Raw genomic sequence first — 23,474 nt, 5'->3', positions numbered from 1 at the left:
AAAGTTTTTTCTCTCGCGTCTTTTTCATAAAAGAGAGATTTTTTGTTAGAAACCAAATTAAAAACAAATTGTAAAAAGATTGTCATAAAATATTAATGTAACAGATAAATCCATCTGTTACATAATAATAAAAAAATGAGAAAAATATTTTAAAGCAAGGAAAAGGTTGATAAAAAGCGGTTTGAATAAGCATATGTTTTTATTAAATAACGTTTTGTTTGTTTATAAAGTCGAAAAAAACACTAGTAATTCTCAATAGTGTGCGTTATAATAGAGACAGAAACAAATCGAAAGTTGCTACTGTTTTAAATTTAAAAGGAGTGATACACGTTGTTAACACTATATACTTCCCCAAGTTGTACATCATGTAGAAAAGCTCGTGCCTGGTTACAAGAACATGAGATTCCTTTTGTAGAGAGAAATATTTTCTCTGAACCATTGAACATCGATGAATTAAAATCGATTCTTCAAATGACTGAAGATGGTACTGAAGAAATCATTTCAACTCGCTCAAAAGTTTTCCAAAAGTTAAATATGAATTTAGACGAGCTTCCGTTGAAAGAATTGTTGACTTTGGTACAAGAGAACCCCGGTCTGTTACGTCGTCCGATTATGATTGATGAGAAGAGACTTCAGGTAGGCTTTAATGAAGATGAGATTCGTCGTTTCTTACCAAGAGATGTACGTCAACTTGAATTGCGTCAAGCGCAATTGATGGCGGGATTATAGAAGCTAATAAAGAGATCAGGATCTTTTCGTAGATCCTGATCTCTTTTATTTTTCTTAAGAATGTAGAGGGCTCTATGGCTAGTTTGATATTTGTAACGTTTTTCTCTTTACATTTTTAGCACTTCCGTTACAATGAAGCTATAGTATCAAATAAGTGAGGTGTAGCTAAGATGGAAATGGAACATATCAATGAAAATACGATTCGTGTATTGATCAAAAGCGAAGATTTAGCTGCTAGAGGCATCACTTTTTTAGATTTACTGGGAAATCACAAGGAGATTGAAAACTTTTTCTATAGTATTTTAGAAGAAGTTGATGTGGACGATGAATTCAAAGGGAGTGAAGCGGTGACCTTTCAGGTTCTGCCGAAGGGTGATGGCTTGGAATTGTTCATCAGCAAAAACTCTTCTCTTGAGAATGTTGATCCTTATCAGGTATACGGGGATTACTATTCACCAGAAGAGATCACAGACTGGCTGAAAAATGAAGACCCAGATTCCTATGAAGGATTTACACAGACTGAGCTGATGGAATGGTTCAAAAATCAATTTCCAGGTAAAAATGAAAAAAATCAAAATGAACCTGCACCGATCGTTCGAGAATTGGTCTTCGAATTGTCTGGTTTTGAAGCAATGATTCAACTGGCTGCGCAGATCGAGATCGAAGACGCAGTAACAAATCTGCATTTAATGAACGATCAATATTATCTAGAAGTACAATTTTTAGGTGAAATAGTAACAGAGAAACAGATTGAGAATCAGATCGCGATCATTTCTGAATTTGCCCGTAAAAGCTCTGTGACTTCTGAAGTATTGTCTGAACACGGTGAACGGATCATGGAAGAAGATGCACTAGGATTGACACGAAACTATTTTAGCGTTTAAAAGACAAGCTCGCTTGTCTTTTTTTTGTATTTTTACGCTTTTCCTGCGTATTTAGGTATAAAAGGGGAGAAGCGTATGTTTGTTGCAGAAACGCTCACGGGAGAAAGAATTCTTGCCAATGAAGTTGTAGAAAAGACAGAAAAAGCTTTTGTGTGCCCGGGGTGTAAAGGAACTGTCATTTTCAAAAAGGGAATCATCAAGCAGCCTCATTTTGCTCATCGTCAGACAACTGTTTGTGATAGCTTTAGTGAGGGCGAGACGAAAGAGCATTTGGACAATAAATTATGGTTGCAGCAGTGGCTTTCTGGCAGTCAGCTAGAGGCCTATTTGCCGGAGTTGAAGCAGCGACCAGATATCCTGTGGGGAACAGTGGCAGTTGAAGTTCAGTGTTCAGCACTTTCGATCGAGCGCTTGACTGAAAGAATAACCAATTATCGGCAACATAATTATTTTTCTTGGTGGTTGTTGGGCATCAAACTGTCTCCTAACAAACATTGGCGCGAGTTGCAGAAAGCCTGTAGCTATTATTCTGATAGCTGGGGCATTCATTTATGGACGATTCGTGAAAAGGAAATCTCATTGTTCTACAACGTTCAGCTGCATTTTCGTTTGGGGACAGTTTATCAAAGTAAAACATGGTCTTCTAAAAATAATCTGGGGCAGCTTTGGGCTTTTGAACCAGACTGCTGTGCAGAGATTCAGTGGCAAGCTAGTGACTATCAGCGCCATATTCAGAAAAAATTGTTTCAGGAGGATCCACGAATTCGTTCCTTGCAGGAGCAGCTGTATCTGTTAGGTGGAAATATTCAAGCACTGCCACGTTGGTGTTACGAAGCCAGCGGGTATTATTTTTATTTCGAAGACTGTCTGTTATTTTTGAGGTATTGCTATACCTTGACAGAGGATTTCAAAGCATGGTTGATGTTTCTAAAAAAATTAGCCTATCTATGGCTGTTTCCATTGGTCTCACAAAAAGAGATTCTTTGGCAGGTCTATCAGGAGTGTCAAAGACTGAATGAAAACACTGCTTATTTTTGAGCAGTTTGACTGTAGCGAAAAGTTGAAATATGATACACTTGTCTTATTGATCGAAGGAGGAATGACTATTATGTCAGAAGCAAAACAATTGCCAAGTCGGGAAGAAGTTGCTGAAGCATCGACTTGGGACTTAACAAAAATCTTTGAAGATGATGCGGCTTTTGAGCTTTCATTCAAAGAAATACAGGAAGAATTAAAGAAAGCAGCGTCTTTCAAAGGAACGTTGAAAAATGGGGGTTCTGCTTTTCTAGAAGCATTGGAATATATTTTGGATGTTTCTCGTAAACTAGAAAAATTATATGTTTATAGTCATTTGAAAAATGATCAGGATACTGCCAATACGACCTATCAAGCCTTGTATGCTCGTTCAAGCAGTTTGTTAGCACAAGCAAGTGAAGCAATCTCATGGTTTGAGCCGGAATTACTGACACTGAGTGATGAAACGATTTGGGGCTACTTTGATGAAGAACCTGGACTCGAGCTTTACCGTCATTTTGTGAAACAGTCGGTCGATAATCGAGCACATGTACTGCCAGCAGAACAGGAAGCCTTACTGGCTGGAGCTGGTGAGATCTTTGGTTCACCGGGCAATACTTTTGCTGTGTTGAACAATGCAGATTTGGAATTTCCAACGATCGAAGGAGAAGAAGGAGAAAAAATCCAACTTTCTCATGGTGTCTATGGTCAATTACTGGAAAGTACTGACCGTCGTGTTCGTGAAGATGCCTTTAAAGGGATGTACAGTGTTTATGAGCAATTCCGTAATACCTTTGCTTCTACTTTGAGTACGAATGTTAAAGGGCACAATTACAAAGCGAAGGTTCGCAAATACGATTCTGCTCGTGAGGCAGCATTAAGTAACAATCATATTCCAGAAAGCGTGTATGATACATTGGTAGACGTTGTCAACAAAAACTTACCTCTACTACATCGCTACATGGACTTGCGCAAGCGTCTACTAAAAGTAGAGGAGCTACACATGTATGATGTCTACACACCTTTGTTGGGAGAGGCACCGATCAGCTATACCTACGAACAAGCGGTAGACAAAGCGATCGAGGCATTGGCACCAATGGGAGAAGAGTATCTGACTGTCGTCAAAGAAGCTTTTGCTACACGCTGGATCGATGTGATCGAGAACAAAGGCAAACGCAGCGGTGCGTATTCTTCTGGTGCGTATGATACCCTACCATACATTTTAATGAATTGGCACGATACATTGGACCAACTCTTTACATTAGTCCATGAAATGGGACACAGTGTCCACAGCTATTTCACACGTAAAAATCAACCGTATGTCTACGGTGATTACTCGATTTTCTTGGCGGAGATCGCTTCAACGACCAATGAAAATATTCTAACTGAACATTTACTAGAAACTGAATCAGATCCTCGGGTCAGAGCCTATGTGTTGAACCATTATCTGGACGGTTTCAAAGGGACCGTGTTCCGCCAAACGCAATTTGCAGAATTTGAACACTTCATGCACGTAGAAGAGGCGAAAGGCACGCCATTGACTAGCGAATTCCTAAGCGACAGCTATGGCGAGTTGAACAAGAAATATTACGGGGAAGCAATTACGGATGATCCAGAGATTCACTTTGAATGGGCCCGTATCCCGCACTTCTACTACAATTACTATGTGTTCCAGTATTCAACAGGTTTCTCTGCCGCTTCTGCTTTGGCAGGTAAGATCTTGAATGAAGGACCAGAAGCTTTGACCAATTACTTGAATTATCTAAAAGCTGGTAACAGCGATTATCCAATTGAAGTAATGAAAAAAGCTGGTGTGGATATGACACAAGCGACCTATATCGAAGATGCGATGAATATCTTTGAAACACGCTTGAATGAATTGGAAGCATTGGTCGAAGAATTAGAAAAATAAGCGAAGAAAAACCGGAGAATGTGGGTTCTCCGGTTTTTTTGCCCATCTATCAGGCTTTCGGCTGACGGTTTTCTTTTTTTCCTATGGTACAATGAAAGTAGAACTTTGATAAACAGGAGGGAAAAAGGATGAAACGATTGATGAAAACCGTTACGACGTTCTTTTTACTGAGTGTCAGTATCTTAATGTTTAGTAGCGAGGTGCAAGCCGCAGAAAACACGATGTCTACGATAGACATTCAAGTACAACTATTAGAAGACGGTTCCGGTGTGATCACAGAGCATCGAGAAATGGATATGCATGAAGGAACAGAATTATACATCGTTCTTGATAACCTGCAGGAATCAAATCTAATTGATTTTCAAGTCGAGGGCTTTCAAAATGATCCAAATTGGGACAGTCAGAGAAGTCAAGTAGAAAAAGCTGGTACTTACGGGGTAGCAGAGACGGGAGATGGCTACGAGTTGATCTGGGGGATTGGCGACTACGGACAAAATCAGTATGAGCTGACCTACACTTTGTCTAATTTGGTACGCGATCTGGAGGATGGTCAAGCCCTGCTATGGAATTTCAATACTTTTGGTGATATTCCACCTGCTGAATTGACGATGACGATCGAAGGACCTGTTCCTTTCACGAATGAAAATACAAACATCTGGGGCTTTGGTTTAGAAGGAGATATCCAGTTGGAAAATGGTCGGATCATCTGGCGCTCGACTCATCCACTGAGTAGTAGAAACTATGCAACAGTTTTGGCTCAGTTTCCAGTAGGTACTTTTCAGCCGGCTGTTCAAGAAGACATGACGCTTGAAGAGCAACGGGAAATGGCGATGGAAGGTTCTGCTTACAATGACCGTCAAGGGGGCGGTGGTATCAGCCGGACAGTGATTGCTTTGATCATAGCAGCCGTTGCAGGGATCATCGCCTTGGTGACCTTTATGATCTTGCACACCAAAAAAGCTTTCAAAGGTGTGGGAGAATTTGATCGACGTGGCAAACTAAAAAAACGCAACAAAGATGTTCTTTACGATCAAATTCCCTATACTGATGGAGATTTTGCGGATCTTGCCTTCTTGTTGCAACGTCTCTATGTAGGTTCTTTCCAGCAGCTTTTCTTTGCTTATCTTTTGAAATGGGCGAAGGAAGAGGAAATCCATATTGAGACAGAAGAAGTTAAAAAACTTCTTCGAACAAAACAGGAAACAACCATCCAGATCCTTGATTATGAAGAGGCAACAGAGGAATTTGGCGTACCTTTTGACAACTACATTGATCATGTGATCGCCAGTGATGGGGAGCTGTCCTATGAGTCAGCAGTCTGGAAGATCATGCTGGAGGCAGCCGACAGCAATGGAGTTGTTACTGGCAAAAAGATCCAGGAGTGGTCAACTGCTCATGGAGAAGAAATCAGTGAATTGGATTCGAAACTGATCGAGTATTCGCAAAAGACCCTTGAGAAAAAAGGGTATCTCACCATGAATGAAGTCCGAGTCTTTGGTCAAACCTTGCCGGTAGCTTCACCATCAGACAAAGGTCGAGAATTGGCAGATCGTCTGACTCAGTTTCAGAATTATTTGAGTCAGATCAATCTAAAGGAAGCAGCAACTTATGAGCAAAATATGCCTTGGGAGGATCTTGTTATCTGGGCAGCTGTTTACGGTCGGGCCGAGCTCGTTGTGAAACAACTGGAAGAGTTTTTCCCAGAGGTTTGGGAATCCTGGTCAAATGAATATCCTTATTTCTACGGTGGTTTTCATGGCTACCATGGTTTTTATGGCAGCTGGTCACAAGGCTTTGACAACAGTGGATATGGTTCTTCTTCCTCTGGTTCCGGTGGTTCGACCTCGGCTGGTGGCGGAGGCGGTGCCGGTGGTGGAGGCGGCGGTGGCGCTCGCTGATCCATCCTCTAGCAAACAGACGTTGACAACTTGTCAGCGTCTATTTTTTCTGTAAATTTTCTTGAAAGCGACTTTATTTCGCAGTATAGTAAACTTACAGAACGCGAGGGATGAGAATGAAAGAGGAGAATGAATTAAAAAAATTAGATGGGACGAAAATCATCTTTATTGCCAAGGGGCTTGTTGTTGGGGTTTGTGTAGGATTCGTGGTTAGTTTGTTTCGCTTATTGATCGAAACAGCCAGCCATTACGTGGTGGAGCTTTATTTGTTTTTTTGGGAGTCACCTTTGTGGCTGATTCCATGGGCAGGAATTTCTTTGCTAGTTGCTTTGTGGTTAGGAAAATTGATTGCCAGTGAATCGAATATCAAAGGTAGTGGAATTCCTCAGGTAGAGGCCTTTTTAAGAGGACAGTTGAAGGTTCGTTGGTTCTCTGTTTTATGGAAGAAATTTATTGGCGGGATCTTAGCGATCAGCTCGGGTTTATTTCTGGGAAGAGAGGGACCGTCTATTCAGTTGGGAGCTGTTGTGGCACAAGGAATCAGTGAGGGGATGCACCAGTCAAAATCAGAAGAAAAAATTTTGGTATCCAGCGGGGCGAGTGCTGGTTTGGCGGCGGCTTTCAATGCACCGATCGCAGGACTTTTGTTTGTGCTTGAAGAAGTCCATCATTCGTTTTCGCCATTGATTTGGTTGACTTCTTTTTCAGCAGCCTTATCGGCGAATCTGGTTTCTTTGCATTTTTTTGGGATGACCCCGGTCTTGTTTATTGGTGAAATGGAAAAAATCCCTTTGCGATATTACTGGACACTGCCATTATTAGGCGTTTTTGTAGGTCTGATGGGCTGGCTCTATCAGCGAGTCCTGCTTGCCTTGCCAAAACTCTACGGAAAACTTCCTTTTCTATCACCAAATTATTATGGTATCATTCCTTTCTTGCTTATTTTACCGATCGGGTTAGTGTTGCCTCGTTTTTTGGGTGGCGGCCATCAGATCGTTTTATTTTTAGCGGAGGTACCGTTGAGTTTTTGGATGCTAGTGGGCTTATTTTTATTTCGTTTTGTTTTCTCAATGGTTTCTTATGGTTCAAATTTACCAGGAGGTATTTTTTTACCGATCCTTTCTTTGGGAGCAATTTTAGGGACCTTGTATGGCGTGGTCTTGTCACAATCATTTGGAGTGGACGAAGGCTTGATCAAAAACTTCTTGGTCTTTGCAATGGCGGGTTATTTCGCTGCAATCGGGAAGGCACCGCTGACAGCGATGGTCTTGGTAACAGAGATGATTGGCAGTATGAGTCATTTGATGTCGATCGGAATCGTTGTGCTAGTCAGCTATATCGTCGTGGACAGCCTGGGTGGCAAGCCGATCTATGAGACGTTGCTTGAACGAATCGTTCAGCCCAATTTTGGCGATATCACTGGTAAGAAAACGATCATTGAATTTCCTGTGGCTCCTGGTAGTGCTTTTGATGAGTGCATGGTTCGAGATATCGAGTGGCCTCGGGAGATGCTCTTGACGTCGATTCGTCGAGGAGCGGCGGAGTTATTGACTCATGGTGACACAGTCATTCTTGGAGGAGATGTGCTGATCATTTTGACCGATCAAGGGATTTCTCAAAAGGTCAAAAATCATTTGAGTAAGCAAATGAATACTTTGCAGAATACTTGATCCGCAGATGAACATTAAAAACAAACGAAAGAGCTGTAGAAAATTTTTTCCTTCTACAGCTCTTTTCTTTTGTACATAAAGAAACTTGAATGTTGCAATGTACAATCTAATATGAATAGAACCGCTGCACTACACAACGAAGTCTGCTTCGGTCGACCGTGAGACCAACTTGAGCCTGAAGTCTCAAGTTTGCCAAGCTTCAAACTGGGACTAATCGCTAAAGCGGATCAGTCCCAGTAATTCACATTGGCTCTTGGACACGGTGACGCCGCAGCCTTGTTGCTTCATTCCGCTAAGTATAAACACTTCTGTTTTATTTTTGTAAAAGTAACTCATAGTTGAAAGTTGCTGTTTAGCGTAACGAAGAGAAGGGATTGCGTTGTCGCCGTGCTTAGAATTCAATGTGAATTAGTCTCAGTTGCCAACTTGATTGGTTACTGAGACTTTGAAGCTTGAAAGACGAGAGACGAAAGGCTCCCGTCGGTTCCACGGCTGACTTGAAGCAAGCCCTTCTCGCAGTGAGCATTACTATACAAAAAACGACTGTCAATCGCAAGAATTGAAGTCGCTTGGGTTTGAATTATAATAATTTTAGTGAAGAGATACTTTGCTCAACATATCCGTTGCCTTGTTTCAAGTTGCACAATGGAGAATCTAGATAATCTTCATATCCTGACTGACAAAGTTTAGGAATGACTTGGACAGCTTCTGGACCATTGAGAAGAAGTCCGTCACATTCGTGATCGTAATTATATAAGACTGCTGAATTCTGTTTTTCGATTTGGAAATTGCGGGCCATTTCTTGATCCTGCCAAAAGAGCTCCTTGATCAAGTTAGATTTCCGATCCTCCCGGAAAACTTCAATGTCGCCACCAGTTTTAGCAAAAAGTATCTCAACCAATTCCGGTGTATAGGCTGTATGATGACAAAGGATAGCGGTTTGTAGTTTCAGTAAAAAATTTCTGGCATATTTTTTTCCTTGTAGCTGAGCAGCCTTTACATCCAGTGCGGCTGAATAGGCATGTGCCAAAAATGCTGTTTGCGCAGTCTTATCCTGTGACAGTCGATCGCTGCTTTGCACCACAGCTCTATTTGTCGTGAGATTGACCAAAGGACAAATTTGTAAATTGATCTTTTGGTGGTGCTTCTGGATAAAGTCAACTAGTTTCTTTTCTGTTTCGTAGCATGCAACACCAAATGGATGAACGAATAAATAAATCTCAATCACAAAATAATCCCCCGAATATCATACTTTCTAATAAATCCAGCCCCCATTCTAACAGAAAAAGAGTAAAAGGAGAAACGAAAACCTTTTTTAGCTACTCCGTGTAGCACGAAGGATCTTATTTTCTGCGGGAAGATAAGGAATGTCGTGCTGCTGTAGATAATTATCAAAGGATGCTCTTCCTTTGACAGCGTCACTTACTTCCAGCTCCAGTTCGTAGTCATGCTGTTCATTGTACCAGCTTTCATCCAAAGCCAGCAGACCTTCTTCGATTGGGAATTCAGCTCGTTTAGTAGTTAATTTTGTCAGAAGGAGCAACGATTGTGGATCGATCGACAAGCGGTGTAGCTCTTCAGCCACGACGCCGTCAGTTGGGATAGCTTGCTTCTGAATCCAATCCTGTGTTTCTTTCAGTGAAAGAGTTTCCGTTGTCTCCAGTAAGCCGACTGTTTGCGGAGTCTTTAAGGTGACTTCGCCGTAAGTCTCATATTCGCGGATTCTCAGCCCGCAACGCAATTGGCGCAAGGTGTTGTCCGCAGTATCAAAATACACATTGGTTTGTGTATGAAATTGTGTTTCCTTCAGTTGATAATAGCTACACAGTTGTTGATAGCTATCTGCTGTCAGCATCGTTTTAAATTCGATCTCCAGTTGTTTCATGTCTTCAACTCCTTGCTTTACTTTTACAGGAAAGACCTAGGTTCGTCAACTTAAAAAAACTGAAGGTGAATACTAAAGGTTTTCGATGACTTATGCTAAAATGGTAATTGTATGTTAGCTGAGAAATGAGGGATTTTGATGGAGAGAGAGTGGGACCGTTTGTTAGCCCCCTATGAGCAAGCAGTAGCTGAATTGAAAGTCAAGCTGCGTGGTATCCGTAAACAATTTCGAGAAAAAAATGAACATGTACCCATCGAGTTCGTCACGGGTCGTGTTAAACCCGTCGAAAGTATTTTGGCGAAAGCACAGTTACGAAATATCTCGATCGAACGACTTGAGGCCGAAATGTCGGACATCGCTGGTTTGCGGATCATGTGCCAGTTTGTAGAAGACATCCACGAAGTCGTTCGTTTGTTGCGGAGTCGCAAAGACATGAAAGTAATCATTGAAAGAGATTATGTGACAAACAACAAATTAAGTGGTTACCGCTCTTATCATTTAGTTGTTGAATATCCTGTCCAGCTAGTTGAAGGCGAAAAAAGGATCTTAGCTGAGATCCAGATCCGGACGCTAGCAATGAATTTTTGGGCGACGATCGAACATTCATTGAATTATAAATATCAAGGAGATTTTCCAAAAGAGATCGGTGAACGCTTGAAACGAGCAGCAGAAGCAGCCTACCAGTTGGATGAAGAAATGTCGAGTATCCGAGAAGAAATTCAGGAAGCGCAGCATTTGTTTTCTCATGGTAAAGGCAGTTCTGATGATACAGGTTACCGAAGGATCGCTGAATGGAAGGGAGGGTCGAAATGAAACAACTAAAAGTAGCAGTCATCCACAGTCATGTGGAGCAGTCGCTGCGGGCAGCAGACAGGCTGTATACTTTACTGACAGAAAGAGGCCATGAGATCAATCGTGAGCAACCGGATATCGTGATTTCGGTAGGTGGCGACGGGACGCTTTTATCGGCTTTCCACCTTTACAATCATAAACTGGACAAAGTACGTTTTTTAGGTGTGCATACTGGACATCTAGGCTTTTATACGGACTGGCGCGATTATGAATTGGAAGAGCTGGTTGAAACTCTTTGCAGTGACCAAGAGAAAAGTGTCAGCTACCCTCTGCTGGATGTTCGGATCAAATACCGCAACGGGAAACCAGACAAGCATTTCTTAGCATTGAATGAATCGACGATCAAGCGGGGCAACCGCACGATGGTCGCTGATATCTATATCAAGGACGAATTATTTGAACGATTTCGGGGAGACGGACTCTCTGTCTCGACCCCGACTGGTTCTACTGCCTACAACAAGAGTGTTGGCGGAGCGGTGCTGCATCCTAGCATCAATGCTTTCCAACTGGCAGAGATTGCTTCCCTCAACAACCGAGTCTTTCGGACACTGGGTTCTCCGATCGTCGTTGCCCAGCAAGAATGGGTCGCAGTCAAACTGCAGGATAGTACCGATTACCTAGTCACGATCGATCAATTCAATATTCAACAAGATGAGATCGAATCGGTTAATTATCGCATCGCTGATGAACGGATCCACTTTGCTTCGTATCGTCATATGCACTTTTGGCATCGAGTAAGAGACGCATTTATTGGAGAAATTTAAAGTTTATGGAATTTACGTATCGTTTTACTAAAGAAGAACCACAGCAAGTCAAGTATTTTCTGAAAGAACAGGGAATCTCAAAAGGGTTGCTGGCAAAGATCAAGTTTCAAGGTGGCAGGATTTTTGTTAATGAGGCTATCCAAAATGTTTTATATGTATTAAAGCCATCGGACCTGATCCGGATCGTAATTCCTGATGAGGGAGAGCACGAGACGCTGCTTTTAGACGAGACACCGATCGATATCGTCTTTGAAGATGATCATCTGCTTGTGGTCAATAAGCCGGCAGGTGTTTCATCGATTCCGGCACAATATCATCCGAATCAAACGATGGCTAATCGAGTCAAGGCTTATTACAAGCGTCAGGGCTATGTTGATCAGGTCGTGCATATTGTGACACGTCTTGATCGTGATACGTCAGGCTTGATGTTGTTTGCTAAGCATGGTTTTGCACATGCCAAGCTGGATGTCCAGCTACGGGAGAAGAAGTTTGTCAAAAAATATCAAGCGCTGCTCTCGGGAGAAGTAGATTCATTGAAGGAGCATGCGCTGATCGAATTGCCGATCAGCCGAGATCTGACATCGATCATCAAGCGAAAAGTCTCTGAAGAAGGACAGTACGCAAAGACAGAATACTGGCTAAAGATCCGTGAAGAAGCAACAGCACTTGCAGATATCCAACTACATACGGGTAGGACCCATCAGATTCGTGTCCATTTTGCGGCGATTGGTTGTCCTTTGGTGGGAGACGATCTGTACGGTGGCAGTATGGATTTGCCACTGGAACGGCAAGCACTGCATTGTTATGAGCTACATTTCAGCCATCCGTTTACAAATGAGGACTTGGCTTTTACTTGCCCGTTGCCGGAAGACATGGCTGCGGTTAAGCGAATGATTGAAAAGAGGTGAGAAGATTGGATGAAACACAAGAACTAGAAGAACGTTTTGCTCAATTAGAAGAAGATTTGGATAAAGGGAATCTCCAGCAATTCCGCGAGGATTTCTTGGAGATGCATATTTATGAGCAGGGGCAGTTTTATCAGTCTTTAAACAAAAAACAACGCTTGCGTGTCTATTCCTATCTCTCACCTAAAGAGCTAGCGGACATGTTTGACGTCATTGAAGAAGACAATGAGTACATGAAGGATTATTTAGCGGAGATGCGTCCAAGCTATGCCGCTGAGATGCTTTCTGAAATGTATACGGATAATGCCGTCGATTTGTTGAACACGTTGAGTAAAAAACAAATGGCCAAGTATTTGAGTCTGATGACTGCAGAAAGCTCGGCTGAAGTCAAAGAGCTGTTGCATTACGAGGATGACACCGCCGGCTCGATCATGACAACGGAGTTTGTATCGATCGTCGCTAATCAGACGGTCCGTTCTGCGATGTATGTCTTGAAAAGTAAGGCTGATTTCGCTGAAACGATTTACTACATTTATGTGGTTGATCAAGATGGGCGTCTCGTAGGTGTAATCTCCTTGAGAGACTTGATCATCAGTGAAGATGATACGATGATCTCTGACATCATGAATGAGCGTGTGATGTCTGTCCACGTAGGTGACGACCAAGAAGACGTTGCTCAAACTGTCCGTGACTATGACTTCCTGGCATTGCCGGTCACCGATTATGATGATCGTTTGCTAGGGATCGTAACCGTCGATGATATCATCGACGTTATCGATGATGAAGCGGCGAGTGACTACTCTGGTTTGGCGGGGGTCAACGTTGAAGAAATCAGTGAGAATCCAATCAAAGCTTCTGGCAAACGTTTGCCTTGGTTGATCACACTGCTGTTCTTGGGAATGGCAACAGCGACCTTGATCAGTCACTACGAAGATTTAGTCAGCGAAGCCAGTATTTTGGCTGTCTTTATTTCGCTGATCACTGGGACGGCCGGTAATGCCGGCACCCAGTCTCTAGCCGTTGCGGTCCGTCGTTTGACTATAAACGATGACAAGGCCAACAGTTTTTTTTCTACGGTGATAGGTGAGGTATTGACAGGTCTAGTCACCGGTGCGATCACCGGCTTGACGATCTTTGGAATCGTTGCTATCTGGCAAGGAAATCCGATCTTAGGTTTTGTGATCGGTATGGCGATGATGTGTGCGATCACTGTGGCAAATTTAGCCGGCAGCTTGATCCCGATGCTGATGGACAAGCTGGGTTTCGATCCAGCGGTCGCCAGTGGTCCATTTATTACTACCTTGAGTGATTTGACGAGTGTGCTGATCTATTTCAATATTGCTAGCTTGTTCATGAGTCACTTTATAGGAAGCTAGTTAACTAAATTCGAAAAGAAAAGGAATCGTCACTGATCAAAGTGGACGATTCCTTTTTATTTGCAAACTTTATATTAGTTCAACGATCTTGGTACCATGGACGTCACTAACTCCTAATGTATCGACGACTTCCTGGGCATTTTCAAAGGTGATACCACCACCAGGTAAGATCTCGATTCGATTCGCTGCGTGAGCAATCAGTGCTTTTAAATGCTCGTAATTCTCTGAGAGCGCTGAATCCATCGAACCTCCATGGGTCAAGATCCGCGTGATTCCCCGTTCAGCTAACCAGTCGATGGCTTCAAATTGACGTTCTTTGGGAATCGCATCAAAAGCCATATGAAAAGTGATTTGGAGACCTTCCGCATGTTCGATCAGCATTTCCAAGGCTTCTTCGTCCAGCCAATTGTTGGGTGTCAGGCAGCCAAAGACGACACCATCTGTGCCGAGTTTTTTAGCTTCGATCAAATCGGTATGCATGATTCGCAGTTCGATGTCATTGTAAACAAAGTCTCCACCACGAGGACGAATCATGGTCATTACGGTCACCCCTTTTTCTCCAGCATAGCTTAGGGCTTCTTCGATCACACCAGTACTGGGAGTCGTGCCTCCGACAGATAGGTTGTCACAAAGCTCAATGCGCTTGGCTCCCTTGGCGATCGCTTGCGGAATGTGGGTATAATTTTCTGCACAAAATTCTTTCAACATGTTTGCTGCTCCTTTTCCTTTTGTATATGTAGCATTTTAGCATAAGAATATGCTAAAGTAATGAAGGAAAGATGAGGAATGACTATGTTAAAAAAAATTGATCGCAGTGCGTTGTTTTTAAAAGAAAATACGGCTTTGTTTCAGTGTCCTTTGTGTCATGAAACAGTGACGAACAAAGAAAAAGCTCTGATTTGTCCCAACAAGCACCGCTTTGATTTATCAAAAAAAGGCACGCTTTACTTTTTGGACCGTCAAATCAAAACAGAATATGACAATCAGATGTTCGCTCATCGCGGAGCAATGATCAAAAGTGGGATGTATCAACCCTTGATTGAGCAACTAGCCATTTTTTGTGACAATGAGCAGGTGCTCGATGTCGGTTGTGGAGAAGGTAGCTTTTTGAATGCTCTGGCAGAGAAAACGTCCCTTCAACCGAGTGTAGGCTTTGATATTTCGAAAGAGGGAGTCTATCTGGCAACGAATCAACCTCAGCCACTTTTTTGGTGTGTGGCGGATTTGACGAAATTGCCCTTTGCTGACCAGTCCTTCTCAACGATTTTGAATATTTTTTCACCCTCGAATTATCAGGAATTTGACCGGATTTTAAAACCTGGTGGCAAAGTGATCAAAGTAGTCCCTAGAAGTCATTATTTGAAAGAGCTACGGGCAGCTTTTTATCCAGATGAGCCTGAAAAACAGCAATACTCCAACGTGCAGGTCGTTGAGAAATTCAAGCAGATGTATCCGAAAGTGGAAAGGTCTCAAGTTACTTATGTGTTTGATGTTCCAAAAGCGCAGCGTCTGTCTTTATTGGAGATGTCTCCTTTGGAATGGGGCGTTGACCCTGAGAGAAAAGCAGCCTTACAAAAAGCGCCGATCGAACAGATCACGATCGACCTGGATGTATTGATCGGTAAAAAATGATTAGCTATTGTTAAGAGTGGAATCTACAAATAGTGTATTGTTATAACTGCGCCACTGCAAGAATGACTTGCTTCAAGTCAGCCGTGGAACCGTCGTGAGCCAGTAGTCTCACGACTTTCAAGCTTCAAAGTCTCAGTAACCAATAAATTGGCAACTGAGACTAATTCACATTGAATTCTAGACACGGCGACAACGCAAGTCATTCTCTCCGTTACGCTAAAGAACCTTTTTCAAGCATGATTCTCTTTTAAAAGACAATCATTTTTATAGCTAGCGAAACAAAACAACAAGGCTGCGGTGTCACCGTGTCCAAGAGCCAATGTGAATTACTGGGACTGATCCGCTTTAGAGATTAGTCCCAGTTTGAAGCTTGGCAAACTTGAGACTTCAGGCTCAAGTTGGTCTCACGGTCGACCGAAGCAGACTTCGTTGTGTGGTGTAGTGGTTCTAGCTAAAAATCGGCAGTAATTCCGCTCAAATATTGAAGATTTTTTGAATTTTTCTAGTTCAAACGCTTGCAATCCTCACACAGGAGTGATATATTAATTTCAAGTCATTTTTCATTGGTTTTTATCAGCATCCTGTTCTGATAAAAGTTAGTGAGAAGAGCTTCACTAACGTAACGACTCGCAGTGCTGGACACCGAGTTGCTACGTTTTTTTTGTTTTTTCAAAAGATGAAAACGTTTAAAAGAACGACGGTTATTGAAAATATGATCTATACATTATACATATGTAGCGCTTATTACATAGACGAGTAGTAACTTTTCAAATATGTAGGCTTTTGAACGACAAATTTATTTATATTAAGGAGAGATTGTTATCGATAAATCATTTATTTTTTGTCACATGATTACTTCGATCGATGGAAAAATCGATGGCCGTCACAAAGAATTTCAAGAAAGAAGTGCCAATGCCTTAGATTATTATGAATTGGCATTTGGTGAAAAGGCGTATTATCATCCTGATGGCTGGCTATCTGGAAGAGCAACATCGGAAGCGGGCTTCACCAAAGGCGAACAGCCTGAATTAGATTTGGGCGCGCCCGTTGTTCCTGAAGGAGATTTTATTGCGGATCAACCAGTCTCGACCTATTATATTTCCATCGATTCATCTGGAAAATTAGGCTGGGAATCCAATAGTATCACTTACCGTCAGACTCCGGCTCACATTGTTGAAGTATTGACTGAAAAAGCGAGTAATGCCTACAAACACTTCTTACGTGAGAAAAATATTTCCTACTTGATCGTTGGTCAAGATCAAATCGATTTCCGCCTATTATTTACGAAACTAAAGCAGGAATTTGGGATTGAGACCTTGATGCTTGGTGGTGGAGGTGTCTTGAATTGGTCGTTGATCCAACAAGGACTTGTAGATGAAGTCAGTATACTGGGGCACGCACCGCTCTTAAAGGCTGGGTCGAAGGCGCTTATTATGTTTTTGAGACAGATCAATTCTCTTACTATGCTTTAGTAGAAGAAGAGCCTGAATCAGAGGATTCTGGAGAATCTGAACAACCAGGAGAACAACCTGGGGAATCAGAAGAAACCAAACTAGATAAATCTGTTTTGGAAACAAAACTAGAAGCAGCTAGAAAATTGGTTGAAGCTACTTATACAGCAGAATCATGGGCAGAATTTTTAACAGCCTTGCAATATGCTGAAGGAACTTTAGCCAATCTGAATGCTACACAGGAAGATGTCGACAAAGCTTTGGCTGATTTGAACCGTGCGATGAATTTCCTTGTTGCTCGACCAAGCAGAGATACCTTGGATCAGTTGGTAGCAGAAGCGAAAAAACGTAAAGAAGCAGACTATCAAGCAGAAAGCTGGAATAAACTGCAAGAAAAATTACGTCAAGCAGAAGCTGTCTTAGCTCGAGAAGGTGCTACTGACCAAGAAATCGCTGATGCGATCAAGCAATTGGATGAAGCCTTGGCTTCATTGATTGCCAAAGAGAAACAAGAACAAGCGGAAGAAGAAAAAACATCTGCTGAAAAAGAAAAAGTACTGCCACAAACAGGGGAAGTGATTTCGATCTTCCTACCATTGATTGGTTTAGTGATCGTTCTTGTAAGCGGCTTGATTTTCTGGAAACGCAGTAGAGCACACTGATTCTGAATTTCAGAGTTGATGGAGCTAAATAAGTCAAAGAAACACTTTCGATCAGGCAAGTAATCTTGTTGCCTGATCGTTTTATTTTTATCTATTCAAAAGAAGAATATGGAAAAAAAAGCACATTTGCGATATGATTGTTAAGTATGAAATTAGAGTGTTTGTAAAGAAAGAGGTCCGTTAAAGTGAACCATATCGTATTATTTGAACCACAGATTCCAGCGAATACTGGAAATATTGCACGTACTTGTGCTGCAACCAACACGCCTTTGCATTTGATTGAACCCTTAGGATTTTCAACAGATGACAAGCATTTGAAACGTGCGGGGCTTGATTACTGGCACGATGTAGCCATTACATATCATAAAGACCTAGAGGCTTTTATGGCACATGTGGGAGAGAATCCACTGCATTTGATCTCGAAATTCGCCAATAAAGTCTACAGTGATGAAAACTTTGCTGATGGTAAGGATCATTACTTTATTTTTGGGAAGGAAACAACAGGGCTACCGGAAGAATTCATGCGTACCCATTCGGAAAAATGTTTGCGAATCCCCATGAATGATGAGCATGTTCGTTCATTGAATCTATCGAATACTGCAGCAATGATCGTTTATGAAGCCTTGCGTCAGCAAGGATTTCCGAATTTGGAATTGACCCACCATTACGAGAACGACAAAATTGACTAGCCAAGAGGAGGACCAATGAAACTATATTTTACCCGACACGGCAAAACAGAATGGAATCAGGAACGCCGTTTTCAAGGAATGAACGGAGACTCTCCGCTTTTACCTGCCAGCCACGAAGAAATTCATTTATTAGGGCAGTGTTTGAAGGATGTTCCTTTTGAGGCAATCTACGCTAGTCCCTCAAAACGAGCAAGTGACACAGCCAAAGGCATTCAACAAGAGCTGGCTCAGTTTGCGGAGATTATTTATGACGAAAACTTGCGGGAAATGGGTTACGGTGAACTAGAAGGACAGAAAATCGACGATATGTATGAAAAATACGGGGAAGATTTGATCAATTTACGCTATCATTTGGATCGTTATGATCCTTCTGCTTTTCGTGGGGAAGAGACACAGGCGATGCTTACTCGGATGACTCAAGCGATCGATACAGCGATCGCGGCGCACGAAGGTCCGATTTTATTTGTCGGTCATGGTGCATCATTGACTGCTGCGATTCGTCATTTGATCGGTAAACCTTTGGCTGAATTGCGTTCGGAAGGTGGCTTATTGAACAATAGTTTGACTATTTTGGAAGCCAAAGAACAACAGCCACATCAGTTACTCTTGTGGAACGATGTTCATTTTTTAGAGCAGGATCAGTAATTTTTTTGATTTTAGAAGGGAGCGGGGACGAAAATGCCTGAAAAAACATATGTTGTCGGCAGAGTTGCCGCTATTTTTTATCAAAATCCTGGTAATTTTTTCAAGGTTCTGTTGATCAAAATCGAGGAAACAAATGCGAATTATCGTGAAAAAGAAATCGTTGTGACCGGTAGCTTTGGTGAGATTCAGGAAGAGGAGAGTTATCGTTTCTTTGGCGAAATGGTAGAACATTCCAAATATGGTGAACAGTTAAAGTCGGATACCTATCAGCAGGAACAGCCAACTTCTGAGAATGGGATCATCAACTATCTCTCCAGCGAAAAGTTTCCTGGGATCGGTAAGAAGACTGCCGAAAAAATCGTTGATCTATTGGGAGATCAGGCGATCGATCGTATGCTTGAAGAACCAGAGCTGCTGGCACAGATTCCGGGTTTGACGGATAAAAAACAGCGCATGATGCTGGAAACGATTCGTTTGAATTATGGGATGGATCAAGTGATCGTTGGTTTGAACCGTTATGGTTTTGGGAGTCAGTTGTCTTTTGCCATTTACCAAACCTATAAAAATGAAGCACTGGAAGTCATTGAAGAAAATCCGTATCAGCTAGTAGAAGACATTGAAGGAATCGGCTTCAAAAAAGCCGATCAACTTGCTGAACAGTTAGGGATCGAAGCAACTTCCTCCAAGAGAATGCGTGCAGCGCTGTTGCATCAGATTTTTCAGCAAGCGATCCAAACAGGGAATACCTATGTCCCTGCAAAGCATCTACTTAGTCAGACGATCCAATTGCTGGAGACTAGCCGACCGGTGGAGATTGCGCCGGAGCGAGTGGCAGATGTGGTGATCCAGCTGGTAGAAGAAGGCAAGATTCAGCAAGAAGGAACGAATCTGTACGAAAACAGCTTGTTCTTCTCAGAATGGGGCATTGCTTCGTCTATTCAACGACTACTTGAACGAAAAAAAGAAATCGATTATCCGGAAAAAGCGATCGAAAAAAACTTGCGCAAGATCGAAAAACGCTTTGGGATTACATATGGTGATTCTCAGGAAGTAGCGATCAAGCAAGCGATCCGATCGCCCTTCTTCATTCTCACAGGCGGTCCGGGCACGGGGAAAACCACCGTGATCAACGGGATCGTCCAGCTATTTGCCGAGTTAAATGAGGTAGATTTAGATCCCAGCAAGTATACAGATGAGACCTTTCCGATTCTTTTGGCTGCACCGACGGGACGAGCGGCTAAAAGAATGAACGAGACAACGGGATTGCCAAGTGGGACGATCCACCGTTTGTTAGGTTTGAATGGACGAGAAAAAGTTTCTGCCATGCCGCCGAAGGAATTAGAAGGCGGTCTGTTGATCGTTGATGAAATGTCTATGGTAGACACTTGGCTAGCAAATACGCTCTTCAAGTCGATTGCTACCAATATGCAAGTGATCTTTGTCGGAGATAAGGATCAGCTACCTTCTGTGGGACCCGGACAGGTATTACATGATTTGTTGGAAATCGAGGAGATCCCTAAACAGGAACTCACGGAAATTTACCGTCAAGGAGATGGTTCCAGCATTATTCCCTTGGCTCATGAAATCAAAAATGGTCGATTGCCTCAGGATTTTACGCAAAATCAAAAGGACCGTTCGTTCTTTGGCTGTGATGCCTATCAGATCGAACCCTTGATCGCTCAGATCGTCCAACGAGCCAAAGATAAAGGCTTCACGCCACAAGATATTCAGGTGTTGGCACCGATGTATCGGGGAGCTGCTGGAATCAATGCTCTAAATAAAATGATGCAGGAAATTTTCAACAGTAACGCAGACGGTAGAAAGAAAGAAGTCCAGTTCAACGAGACGGTCTATCGGATTGGCGACAAAGTTCTGCAGCTGGTCAATTCACCGGAAGATAATGTGTTCAATGGTGATATGGGACAGATTGTCGGGATTACTTATGCCAAAGATTCAGAAGACAAAGTGGATGAGCTAACGATCCAATTTGATGCCACTGAAGTGACTTATAAACGCAGTGAATGGAACAAAATCACTTTGTCCTACTGTTGTTCAATCCACAAAGCGCAGGGGAGCGAGTTCAAGATGGTGCTTTTGCCGATGGTTCATCAGTATCAACGCATGTTGCAGCGGAATCTGCTGTATACAGCAGTGACCAGAAGTAAAGAGATTTTGATCTTATTAGGGGAAGTTCCTTCTTACCAGCAATGTGTCCAACAAGAATCGAATCTGCGTTTTACGACTTTGAAAGAACGGATTTTAGGGATCGATACCGTTTCAGCAGGAATGCGTGAGCGGATCTATGCCTTTGAGGAAGAGGACGATTCGCCATTTGAAGTGAAGGCAAAACCAGCGTTACCCAAAAAAGAGCATGTAGAAGAAAAGCCGAGGGAAGAAGAACAAGCCTCCCTGTTTGAAGAAGAGACAGAGATCCTGCCTGATTATTTGACGGAAGAACTTGTTTTAAGTGGAAAAATTGATCCGATGATCGGTATGGATGATGCTTCACCCTATGATTTTTAAAGAAAAAAGCGAGCCGATGTGAGTCGACTCGCTTTTTTGATTAGAACCAAAATAGTTGGGATTGGATAGAGTAAGAAATATCATAGGATCCTTCTCCAAGAGCTTCACCATCTGCTTGCATATATTGTGGTGTCGTAGAGATGATTCGTAACTTTGAAGCAGAGTGATGGTGATAGTATCTAGAAGTTGCATGTTTTTTACGCATCAACAAAAAGATCAGCCAAGCGATTTTGAACATAGAAAGACGTTCGACCAAAACAAGATCCAAGACAGGCTTGGCGGCATCCGCCATTGGAGCAATTGCCACACCACCACCGAAGTAAGGATGGTTGGTTGTCGTACATAAAAAAGCTTTTTTATAGCTGTAGGTTTGACCGTTACACTCTACAAGGATCGGAAAGCCTTTTTGTTTAAATAACACATGGAAAACAGACGAAATATACGTCAGTGAACCAAGATTGTATTTATTTAAATTTTTCTTCGTGACTGACTGATTCGTGTGTTCAACGATCGCTGCATCCAAACCGATCCCTACATTGTTGACACTGATTCCCGTAGTTTCCTGGATTTTTTCTTCATAAGCTAAGACATTGATGCTGCGAGGCTCTTGTGTTTTGATAATTTGCCTGAAAGCTTTTTCCACCTCTCTTGACAAGCCCACTCCTCTAGCAAAGTCGTTACCGGAACCTGCCGGAATATAAGCAATTGGCAGTTTTTGATCCATTTGCTTCAATTGATTGACGACTTGATGCAGTGTGCCATCGCCGCCGATAACAATCAGTAAAGGGTAGCAGTCCAGTGTATCTGTAAATTCTTCCTGCCAAGGAAAAAGAATATCGGTTGCAAGGTTTTCAACGATTTCCAGCTCATGATTTGGATATTCAGTGAAATATGAGGTAAACGAATAGCTACGTTTCTCCAATAATTCAATGAGCTTTGTGCTGGTCTTCTTCCCATTTCCGCCTCCAGAGGCTTGATTGATGAGAAGATGATAATGAAATTTCATAAGTTTTGTATTCTCCCATGATTTTTTACTGTTTCAAATTATAACATGGAATGAAAGAAGCGCAAAAAAATAGAATCCGATGAGTGAGGGTTGAAAGATCTATCGTTGTTTCATAGATTTTGTCGTGATACACACATTGAAGGTTCCTATGTCCACTCCAGTTGTGTTTTTCTCATCGGATTCCTATTCAGTTAGTAAGGAGTTTCTCAAATTCCCACTTCCTTTACGGTTTTCTTAAGATTCACAACAATTCTTTTCTGCAGTTCCTATTTCGACTGCTTTACTGGGAATTCCTATGACCCCTTACACTTATTTTATACCATATTTCTATATTTTTTGCAAGCGTTTTCTTTTTTGTTTATAAACTCTGGATGATTTTTTGATAGAGTTGGCTTCCTTACGATCATGCACTTTGTTTTTTACTATCTGGAGACTAAATTGAGGAGATCAATTGTTGATTTTGAACAAGTGAAGCTGATAGTGAAAGGCTAATTTTTATTGGAAAAATGAAGCTGAGTTGCTTACTTTATTCTCAGATATCTGCTATAATTCTCTCATTGAGGGGTGTTTACTTATATGAAGTATTATCATATTGTTGCGGTTTCAGCAGGTTTATTTTTGTTACAGTTTGTGTTACAAAGTGTTTTTTCATTACCTGTCCCATATTTGATTAGAAAAGTTTTCTTTATGATTCAATTGGTATTAATCGTAGGCTATAGCTCGTTGATGCTGATGCTTCTTTTAGGGAAAAAGAAACAAAATAAGAAGTCCAGAGAAAATATCGTTCCACTAACTAGGGAAGCTGGAAAGAAGTCCGTTTATTTGAAGGCCAGCTAAATTCAATAGAGAAAAAGAGCCTTAGGTAGGCTTTTTTTAATGCAAAAAAATAGGACAATGACGGCAGGCATTTAACAGCAGACTATCCGAACATCGGATAGTTTTTACTGTTTTTCCTTATGTCATTGTCCCATTTTTTG

At 42.0% G+C, this 23,474-nt stretch carries 21 protein-coding genes; 17 read left to right on the top strand and 4 right to left on the bottom strand.

What is annotated here, in order from left to right:
- Nucleotides 1–330 precede the first annotated feature (330 nt).
- From spxA to ACWODM_RS03220, 6 genes are all read left to right on the top strand, one after another.
- Nucleotides 331–729: a transcriptional regulator SpxA gene (gene spxA / locus ACWODM_RS03245; RefSeq protein WP_455319932.1), complete on the top strand. Its 399-nt coding sequence runs from the start codon at nt 331–333 to the stop codon at nt 727–729.
- 170 nt (nt 730–899) lie between these two features.
- Nucleotides 900–1,613, top strand: coding sequence for an adaptor protein MecA (locus ACWODM_RS03240; protein ID WP_455319931.1), 714 nt, complete (start codon nt 900–902; stop codon nt 1,611–1,613).
- Nucleotides 1,614–1,688: 75 nt separating this feature from the next.
- Nucleotides 1,689–2,651: a competence protein CoiA gene (locus tag ACWODM_RS03235; RefSeq protein ID WP_455319930.1), complete on the top strand. Its 963-nt coding sequence runs from the start codon at nt 1,689–1,691 to the stop codon at nt 2,649–2,651.
- A 70-nt stretch (nt 2,652–2,721) separates the two neighbouring features.
- The gene (gene pepF, locus ACWODM_RS03230) at nt 2,722–4,539 is read left to right on the top strand and encodes an oligoendopeptidase F (protein ID WP_455319929.1); all 1,818 of its coding nucleotides are present in this window, start codon (nt 2,722–2,724) and stop codon (nt 4,537–4,539) included.
- 128 nt (nt 4,540–4,667) lie between these two features.
- Nucleotides 4,668–6,437 (top strand): DUF2207 domain-containing protein, encoded by a 1,770-nt coding sequence (locus tag ACWODM_RS03225; RefSeq protein WP_455319928.1) that lies wholly within the window; start codon nt 4,668–4,670, stop codon nt 6,435–6,437.
- 116 nt (nt 6,438–6,553) lie between these two features.
- A complete protein-coding gene (locus tag ACWODM_RS03220; RefSeq protein WP_455319927.1) occupies nt 6,554–8,107 on the top strand; it encodes a chloride channel protein in 1,554 nt (517 codons plus the stop codon).
- A gap of 580 nt (nt 8,108–8,687) precedes the next feature.
- Here ACWODM_RS03220 and ACWODM_RS03215 read toward each other — a convergent pair.
- Both ACWODM_RS03215 and ACWODM_RS03210 read right to left on the bottom strand, forming a co-directional pair.
- Nucleotides 8,688–9,335, bottom strand: coding sequence for a DsbA family protein (locus tag ACWODM_RS03215; protein ID WP_455319926.1), 648 nt, complete (start codon nt 9,333–9,335; stop codon nt 8,688–8,690).
- An 87-nt stretch (nt 9,336–9,422) separates the two neighbouring features.
- Nucleotides 9,423–9,992 carry a CYTH domain-containing protein gene (locus ACWODM_RS03210; RefSeq protein WP_455319925.1) on the bottom strand — a complete coding sequence of 190 codons (570 nt, stop codon included), beginning with the start codon at nt 9,990–9,992 and terminating at the stop codon, nt 9,423–9,425.
- 138 nt (nt 9,993–10,130) lie between these two features.
- Here ACWODM_RS03210 and ACWODM_RS03205 point away from each other — a divergent pair, with 138 nt between their 5' ends.
- The 4 genes from ACWODM_RS03205 to mgtE are packed head-to-tail and all read left to right on the top strand — an operon-like array spanning nt 10,131 to nt 13,889.
- Nucleotides 10,131–10,805, top strand: coding sequence for a GTP pyrophosphokinase (locus tag ACWODM_RS03205; protein ID WP_455319924.1), 675 nt, complete (start codon nt 10,131–10,133; stop codon nt 10,803–10,805).
- Nucleotides 10,802–11,608, top strand: a complete 807-nt coding sequence (locus ACWODM_RS03200; RefSeq protein WP_455319923.1) for an NAD kinase — start codon at nt 10,802–10,804, stop codon at nt 11,606–11,608. The genes ACWODM_RS03205 and ACWODM_RS03200 overlap by 4 nt, the downstream gene beginning before the upstream one ends.
- A gap of 5 nt (nt 11,609–11,613) precedes the next feature.
- The gene (locus ACWODM_RS03195) at nt 11,614–12,516 is read left to right on the top strand and encodes an RluA family pseudouridine synthase (protein WP_455319922.1); all 903 of its coding nucleotides are present in this window, start codon (nt 11,614–11,616) and stop codon (nt 12,514–12,516) included.
- Nucleotides 12,517–12,521: 5 nt separating this feature from the next.
- Nucleotides 12,522–13,889 (top strand): magnesium transporter, encoded by a 1,368-nt coding sequence (mgtE, locus tag ACWODM_RS03190; RefSeq protein ID WP_455319921.1) that lies wholly within the window; start codon nt 12,522–12,524, stop codon nt 13,887–13,889.
- Between the two features lie 69 nt (nt 13,890–13,958).
- Here mgtE and ACWODM_RS03185 read toward each other — a convergent pair whose 3' ends face one another.
- Nucleotides 13,959–14,597 (bottom strand): copper homeostasis protein CutC, encoded by a 639-nt coding sequence (locus tag ACWODM_RS03185; RefSeq protein ID WP_455319920.1) that lies wholly within the window; start codon nt 14,595–14,597, stop codon nt 13,959–13,961.
- 84 nt (nt 14,598–14,681) lie between these two features.
- Between ACWODM_RS03185 and ACWODM_RS03180 the strand changes: the two genes are divergently transcribed.
- The 6 genes from ACWODM_RS03180 (at nt 14,682) to recD2 (ending at nt 21,491) form a co-directional block, all read left to right on the top strand.
- On the top strand, nt 14,682–15,521 hold the full coding sequence (locus ACWODM_RS03180; protein ID WP_455319919.1) for a methyltransferase domain-containing protein: 840 nt from the start codon (nt 14,682–14,684) through the stop codon (nt 15,519–15,521).
- A gap of 815 nt (nt 15,522–16,336) precedes the next feature.
- Nucleotides 16,337–16,993, top strand: coding sequence for a dihydrofolate reductase family protein (locus tag ACWODM_RS03175; protein WP_455319965.1), 657 nt, complete (start codon nt 16,337–16,339; stop codon nt 16,991–16,993).
- A 95-nt stretch (nt 16,994–17,088) separates the two neighbouring features.
- Complete coding sequence (locus ACWODM_RS03170; protein WP_455319918.1) at nt 17,089–17,634, top strand: LPXTG cell wall anchor domain-containing protein; 546 nt, start codon at nt 17,089–17,091, stop codon at nt 17,632–17,634.
- Nucleotides 17,635–17,819: 185 nt separating this feature from the next.
- Nucleotides 17,820–18,323 carry a tRNA (uridine(34)/cytosine(34)/5-carboxymethylaminomethyluridine(34)-2'-O)-methyltransferase TrmL gene (gene trmL, locus ACWODM_RS03165; protein WP_455319917.1) on the top strand — a complete coding sequence of 168 codons (504 nt, stop codon included), beginning with the start codon at nt 17,820–17,822 and terminating at the stop codon, nt 18,321–18,323.
- 15 nt (nt 18,324–18,338) lie between these two features.
- The gene (locus tag ACWODM_RS03160; protein ID WP_455319916.1) at nt 18,339–18,968 is read left to right on the top strand and encodes a histidine phosphatase family protein; all 630 of its coding nucleotides are present in this window, start codon (nt 18,339–18,341) and stop codon (nt 18,966–18,968) included.
- A gap of 33 nt (nt 18,969–19,001) precedes the next feature.
- Nucleotides 19,002–21,491, top strand: coding sequence for an SF1B family DNA helicase RecD2 (gene recD2 / locus ACWODM_RS03155; protein ID WP_455319915.1), 2,490 nt, complete (start codon nt 19,002–19,004; stop codon nt 21,489–21,491).
- A 40-nt stretch (nt 21,492–21,531) separates the two neighbouring features.
- Here the strand turns inward: recD2 and ACWODM_RS03150 are convergent, their stop codons facing one another.
- On the bottom strand, nt 21,532–22,497 hold the full coding sequence (locus ACWODM_RS03150) for a diacylglycerol/lipid kinase family protein (RefSeq protein ID WP_455319914.1): 966 nt from the start codon (nt 22,495–22,497) through the stop codon (nt 21,532–21,534).
- Nucleotides 22,498–23,073: 576 nt separating this feature from the next.
- Between ACWODM_RS03150 and ACWODM_RS03145 the strand changes: the two genes are divergently transcribed.
- Nucleotides 23,074–23,334 (top strand): hypothetical protein, encoded by a 261-nt coding sequence (locus ACWODM_RS03145; RefSeq protein WP_455319913.1) that lies wholly within the window; start codon nt 23,074–23,076, stop codon nt 23,332–23,334.
- The last annotated feature ends 140 nt before the right edge of the window (nt 23,335–23,474 follow it).

It is taken from the genome of Enterococcus olivae (genome assembly GCF_053760925.1).
The sequence above is the reverse complement of the archived record's forward strand: the minus strand, read 5'-3'. Positions and strand labels throughout refer to the sequence as shown.